The sequence below is a fragment of the Haloferula sp. genome (genome assembly GCF_049672945.1).
In the GTDB taxonomy this organism is placed as follows: domain Bacteria; phylum Verrucomicrobiota; class Verrucomicrobiia; order Verrucomicrobiales; family Akkermansiaceae; genus Haloferula.
On sequence record NZ_JBATWY010000053.1, the window covers coordinates 1 to 6,646 of the forward strand.

Consider the following 6,646-nt stretch of genomic DNA (forward strand, 5'->3'; position numbering starts at 1 on the left):
GAGCAGCACCGACCTCCAGCAATAGAGATCGAAGCCCAGCAATATGGTGCTCGTGGTTAGTCAGATTTGAAGAGAGGGATTTCATTCTACAGTAGGTAGTTCGAGGATTGTTGACGCTAGGGGTCGGACAACCGTGGGGCTAGGCTTTTGCGATGGAGAAGAGCATTCTCTCCAGCGCTGCTAGGATACTGATCAAGCCCGGGACAGGTGGGAAGGAAGACGTGACCCCCATGAATAGAACGAGTTGGAGTGGAGTGAATTCGGAGCAGGATCGACTTCTTGGCACGATTTCCTGCGGAGTCGTAGCAGTGAAGAGTCGGGTGCTGCCTCCTCTCGCTCATTCCCCATCTTCCGGCGGCGGCGCGTCGAAGGGTAGGCGGTAGTGCTCGAAGACCTCCCGGGTCCGCACATAGATCGCTAGCTCACTCATCCCGGCGCGTTCCATCATGAGGTTGAGCGGGCCGAAGTTTTTGCTGATGAAGGCGATGATCTCCATTGGGTTGCACTCGACGCAGGTGAGAGGTTCGCCAACGCGTTTGACGCTGCTGAGGTTCGGCATCAGGCAGAGGGTCTCGGTGCGTAGGTCGCAGAAGTAGAACCAGTAGGGCCAGACACGGTAGACTTGTTGGTAGAACTTTCGCACCTCCGGGATGCCGTAGAGTTCGGCGGGATCATTGTCGTAACCCTGGACAATAAACTGGAAGCGCCCCATCAGGGCGGCAAGTTTCGGGCCTTCTGGTAGGGAGTCCCTGCCGTAGAGTTTTAGGAAATGGTCAAACTTGCGCTCACGGATCTGCGCCTTGTTGAAGACGATGATGATCGGGTCGCTGTCGTTGGCGGTGTTCACGGTCAGTTCATGGTGGGATCGAAACCTCGGTTGACGATGTCCATGCCCATGGCCAGTAGATCGGCCTTGGCTGAGGCAGCATCGCTGGCGCTCGGTTGGTGGCGTGGCATCAACCCGGCAAAGCGTCCTCCGGTTTCATTGAATTCGAGAGGTGGCGGAGCATTCAGACTGGCGAACATTTCTGAGTCGTCGCGGATGATCGGCGCAAGGCTCGTGGCGGAGCGGGAGCGATCTTCGAGCATCAGTGCGACGACCTCCTTACGATCCACCGATTGGGACGGCGGGATGTCCATGTCGAGTTTGCCATCGGGTCGAGCGAACTTCACCCAGGCTTCCACCACGATGACAAGGGCTTGTGCATTCCACGCCACTGTCAGCTTTTTGGCGACCTCTGCAAAGTTGTCCTTCGCGGCTTCATCCGCCAGGTTCGAGGGCATGCAGAAGACGTAGCCTTCATCGGTGTCCGCAATCACAGTGGGAGGAACAGAGCCCGAGGTTCGCATCATGTGCCGTGCGTAATCAAAGGCCTGATCGGCGAGGGCTTTGAGGCGCTCGGGAGGCTGGGCGCTGCGGGATCTTTTCATGCTGGAGAGGTACCGGTGTAGATCGGAGATGACGAGCAAATCTGCACCGGGTTGGCCTCCGCTCTCAGAGGTGAGTTACAGCTGATCCTTACGAGTTCCGGTCTAACCATCATGGGAAATGAGAGAGTTCGTATTGAGTAAGTGGAAGCGAGCGCTATTGTAACCGCAGTGGTTGGCTCGCTCATCGGGAGAGTGACTAGGTCGAGTCTAGGCACTAAAGGACAGCAGTGAAGCCCCGGCCTGCAGCAGCAAAATCAACATGAGAATCAAATTTTTTGCTGAGGTTCCGGTCCATACCATGAGCTATGTATGCTCTGGTCATTCGGGTAGGCCACAGGAACAGATCCTGGAGTTTTTGGAATGCACCGTCGACGGGCTACCTGAGGGTGTGAATGCCCTAGTGGTGGCAGCAGATCTACAAGGTCGAGAGAGAGTTGGTGGTAGACTTCTTGGGCAAACGGTGGCGGAGGAATTGGTCCTTCTCGTGGATGGCGGTGTGATTCCATCGCCCTCAGGAATTTTGCTTGCTGGTGATCTGTATGATCGCCCGGATTGCGGCAAGCGAGGCGGAAGCGGAGACGTTGCTCCGGTTTGGAAAGAGTTCGCTAAGCACTTCTCCATCGTCATGGGGGTGCATGGCAATCACGACTACCTTGATGCTCGTGATCTTCCGCTCAACGCTTCCGTCCTAGATGCAGAAATTCAGGAATGGGAGGGGCTCAAGATTGGTGGCCTATGCGGAATTATGGGGAAACCGACGAAGAATCAGCGCCGAGGGTCGGGAGATTATCTGAAACTTCTCGAAGGGGTGTTGAGATCCAATCCTGATATAATGCTGACTCATTGTGGACCTGATGATCCGGAGACCGGGCGAATCGGGGAACCGACAGTGAGGATGGCGATGGAGCGGTTCGGAACTGGCCTCGTGATTTTTGGACATTGCTTCTGGCAGGATCCAATCGCGGAGATCGGTGGGAGTCAGGTGCTTAACGTTGATGGGAGAGTCATTATTCTTAAGAGAGGCGATGAATGATTTCTTCCACAGCCTTCTTCCAACTGTTGAGAACTTCGCCAGCAGCGCTTGTTGATACTGGGAGAGCTTCGCCACTCGACTTGATGCTCAGAAGTTGCGGTCCGCGTGATAGAGTTCGAGGGCGGTCGCGAACTCGTCGTTCAAGTCCATGCCGGTATCGGATTCAGCAGGGAGTGTGCGGCGGACTCCGGCATAGAGCAGGCACATCAGGTTGAGTCCAGTGAAGGTCTCTCCGGGGAGTGACTTCAAGGGGTGGCGCTTTGAGTCGTCGGTGTAGCTGATCCCGGTCTCTGCGAGCGTGCCGACCTCGTGGATCAGGTCGAGGATGCGGGCATCGTCCATCTTGTCGAATCGTTGCAGAGCCGCGAGTAGGAGTGGGACAGCATCGGCGGAGCGTGCTTTTAGGCCAAGCGAATCGGTTACTCCGCCGGTGACCGGGGCAGCACATACAGCGGGTCGAGTGCTGCTCCCGGTGTCCTGACGCCAATGATACCAGTCGCTGACTCCGAGGAGCCCGGCGACGTGGTCGATGAGGTCATACTCGCTCCCTGGTTTGCCGTTGAACTCGTAGGCGAGCGATTCGACTTCCCGGGCGAGTTTGAGAGATTTTGTCGGGGTGTAGAGCGATGCGAAGTCGGTGGCACCTCGGGTCAGTCGGTCGAGGGATACAGCCGCCGCGCCATTGAGCACGTCGTTAAATCGAATCAGAGGAGATGGGATGACGGCGCGGTTCTCAGGCTTCAGTCCCATGGAGGCAGCATTGTGGGCTTGCAGGACGAGCGAGCAGAACTGGGCTTCGCGCAGTTCTGGTACCTCGGCGATGCGCTTTTCGATCACGATGTCGAGAGGACCGTTGAAGAGTAGCGAGAGGCCGTCCTGTGTCACCCGGCTGACCATTTCGGAAAGCGTGCCTTCATCGTAGCCTCTCTTTCGGGCGATCCGTCGGATCTCCGGACGCATGGACTCGACGGCGGCGGCAATCCTTTCGCCGTTGGAGGTAAAGAAGCGATTGGTTCCATCGGCGCGCGCCTGTCCGGCAAGGATGAGATGCCAAGCTTCGTGAGCGATGACGTGGTGTTTGACCATCTCTGCCGGGAGTCGCTCGCTCAACTCGATGACATGACGGTCGCTGTCGTAGTTCCATGCGGCTTTTGTTAGAGCGCATAGAGTGCCACCGAGCTGTTTCCCGTTGATGGCGATCGGGAAGCCTGAAGTAGCTTCGGCCACGGCCTTGAGTTTCTGGGATGCCTTGAACGATTCGCTCGCCCGGTCGTTGGCAATGATGTTGGTGATTTTGAGGTAGTTGTCCCGTGCGGCTTCGAGCATGCGGCGCACACGGCTTTCCTTGAGGTTGCCGTTTCGAACATCGCCTGCAGCGAGTCGCGGGCCTCCGACCAGCGCTGGGCATTCATCTCGACCATCGAACGACCGTAGTAGGCATTGGCCAACTTGGGATCGAGGCGAATGGCGTGGTTGAACTCCTCGATTGCCTGATCGGGTTCGTCACCCTCTAGCAACAGTCCACCGAGGCTGTTGTGGACGGTCGCATCGTCCGGGGTGAGTTCGCAGGCGCGTTGGATGAGCTTGAGTGCAGTGTCCCTGTGAGAATCCTGCCGGGCGTAGTGGTTGCCAAGGATCACCAGAGCTTGGGAATCCCGAGGTTCGGTCTTGAGCACATCAAGCAGCGTGTCCACGGCGTCGTCCGCCTTACCGACTTCAAACAGCACCATGGCAAGTTCCCGTCTGGCATCCTGACGGGTGGGGTCGAGTTCAAGCACCCGGCGGTAGATCGAAGCGGCCTTGGGGAACTCACCCTTGGCTGCCCGGGTGACGGCTTTGGGGTAGAGGCGTTCGGCTTCTGCGATCCGAGTGGACGGAATCTCATCGAAGTCGAGAGTGACGATGCCGGCGTCCACGGTGATGTTCGCACCATCAGCCAGCTTTCCAAGCATCCTGCGAAGGGCCGTGATCAGTTCATCACCCGTGAGACCATCAAGGGTAGACGCCTCGGGAACGGACTTGCGGAGATCATCGATGGGGAAGGATACCGTCACGCGGGAGAGGCTAAGGGAACTTGCGACCGCTTGTCCCGCATGGAACTAGGGAAAATTGGATTGGTTTCCGGATCTCACTGAGGATTAGGAATGTTACCATGTGGTAACGTTTTTTTGCAGATGGCTATACCATGTCGTCTGCTGGCCTATTCGTCTCTAGCACCGCCAGCAACTGTCTCGCCCGGCTGACTCCCATGAACCAGGTGTAGGCATCGAAATCGGAAAGCGTTTCCGATATGGGCTCGCATCCGACGAGGATGACGGCTCGTGAGTCGAGCCCTTTGGCTTTGTTAATCGAGGTGGATTGGGGGGATTCACGCTAAATATCGGGAGTGTCCCTATCTTGATCCTGGAAATTCCGGCCAATCTCCTTACCAATAGATCGTAAAATTCCCCGAGCCTGTCGCCCCACAAGAACAAATAGCCTGGCCAACTTCCTGGTCGAGCGCAACCGATCCCAAAACTGCACCATAAGATCCCGAATACGGCGAAGTCCGATTAGCTCCTCTTCAAGTTCTAGGGAAGCTTGCTGGGCCTTTTTCAGTTTTTGTCTAAATTCGATAAGAGATCCGGCGAGGTCGTGTATCTCCTGTATTGGCTTCTCGTTTGCAAGCTTCTTCAAGTTACGAGCGCCTCGTCCTGCCATTCCAGTTTCATATCGCATGACCTCATGTGCTACGAATTCCGAGAAGCCTGACTCTACATGTTGATCCCATCCAGCCTTAAACATGAGGCCTTCTAAAATGTTGTCCGCCACTTCATTTACCACCCAGTCGCCGGGCCTCCGGCCTTGACGCTCCATGCATCTCGCTTCCGCTTCCTCTAGTTCCATTTGTGTCCATTTACAGATTTGTTGAAAATCCTTCCCTTGTCGTTGGAAGCTTCGACGCACTCGGTCCCATGCGAGAAGCCCCGGACCAGTTGCATTGAGATTGAAAGCCGTCCTCCGGTAGCGGGTCCGGTCCTTTCCATTTTCTCTGATTCTATAGAGAACGCGTTCGAGGCCGCAGTGCCAGAGATTCCAATGGGGGGTGTTGGAGTCGAAATGCACGGAAATTCCCATCACCTTCCGGCCGGTAATTTTCTCGAACGCGTCGGCGATACCTTGCGCCGCGGCCTTCATGAATCCCCGCACTTCCTCTTTGCCATTTCTCTCGGACAGAACTCGTGTCATGGCACGTGCCAGCGCCGGATGGCAATTGATCGTATACCGCCGCAGATCCGATTTACTCCAAACGGTTCGCATTTTGGCCGCATCTTCAGTTGGCGGCAATGCTGATTCTGATTGTTGATCTAGCGAGCTGCCGTCACTATCCCCTTCGATCTTGATGACATCACTGCCTGTGCGGGTCGGCGTCTTCTTCCACTGCTTTCTTCCTTTTTCACCAGATGTCCACCGATGGTAATGGTATGCCTCCTCCCGGACCTTAACCAGCGATTGACGGTATTCGATTTCGGACGCCAAGGTCAACAACTGGCCGTCCGGTGCATTAGTTACAGCAGGTGGTCGTGGTGGCATGTTTTTCGAGTTGCCTCCGCTGGCCCCCCGAACACCACGCGCATTTTTCCGAAAAAAATCCCGGACTGCCGCAACCTCACTACTAGCAGAGAATGACGCCAGCGTCCCAGACCCGTCCCAAAGTTCCGGTTCCCAATTTTCTGCCCTGACTTCGGGAATATCGATTCCGGCTAGGTAAATTGATTCCTTCGCCTTGATCACGGAAAAGTCGTTACGGAATTTGTATTTATCCTCGGTGGGTATTCTCACCCACTCGGCCGCCCCGTGGGACGCAAAGCCTAGTTTGTCTATTTTGTGAATTATTGAATCGACAATATCGTGCCATAGGGACCTATCTGATGAATCTCCATTTATACTCATGATTCCTCCTTGGATTATCCCACCGGCAAATTTCAAATTTATTATTGTCTAATTTGAGATTTGAGTAATTTCCATCGCTCAATATCGACTTATCCGTATTGAGTTAAGAACCTAGGACGATCATTACTCACCTGAGGTGTATCCCGACTCTTCCCCAACCGCATTGTAACCACCATGCGTCAAGAGCATTAATGCCTACTCACGGCATCCGCCGGAGATATGCATTAATGACCTTGCTCTCCGAGGGCT

Annotated in this window: 5 protein-coding genes; 1 reads left to right on the plus strand and 4 read right to left on the minus strand. The window is 55.4% G+C overall.

The genetic code is table 11. The features are described from left to right. Positions 1-337: 337 nt before the first annotated feature. Together WBG04_RS04460 and WBG04_RS04465 are read right to left on the minus strand one after the other, a co-directional pair. Entirely contained in the window at positions 338-847 is a 510-nt protein-coding gene (locus WBG04_RS04460) for a hypothetical protein (protein ID WP_424313177.1), read from the minus strand. 2 nt (positions 848-849) lie between these two features. Further along, a complete protein-coding gene (locus tag WBG04_RS04465; protein WP_424313178.1) occupies positions 850-1,431 on the minus strand; it encodes a hypothetical protein in 582 nt (193 codons plus the stop codon). A 259-nt stretch (positions 1,432-1,690) separates the two neighbouring features. On the opposite strand from WBG04_RS04465, the gene WBG04_RS04470 reads away from it, so the two are divergent. Beyond that, positions 1,691-2,464 (plus strand): metallophosphoesterase family protein, encoded by a 774-nt coding sequence (locus tag WBG04_RS04470; protein ID WP_424313179.1) that lies wholly within the window; start codon positions 1,691-1,693, stop codon positions 2,462-2,464. 1,154 nt (positions 2,465-3,618) lie between these two features. On the opposite strand, the gene WBG04_RS04475 is transcribed toward WBG04_RS04470, so the two are convergent. Next, positions 3,619-4,518, minus strand: coding sequence for a tetratricopeptide repeat protein (locus tag WBG04_RS04475; RefSeq protein WP_424313180.1), 900 nt, complete (start codon positions 4,516-4,518; stop codon positions 3,619-3,621). 319 nt (positions 4,519-4,837) lie between these two features. Further along, entirely contained in the window at positions 4,838-6,286 is a 1,449-nt protein-coding gene (locus tag WBG04_RS04480) for a hypothetical protein (RefSeq protein WP_424313181.1), read from the minus strand. Positions 6,287-6,646 lie beyond the last annotated feature (360 nt).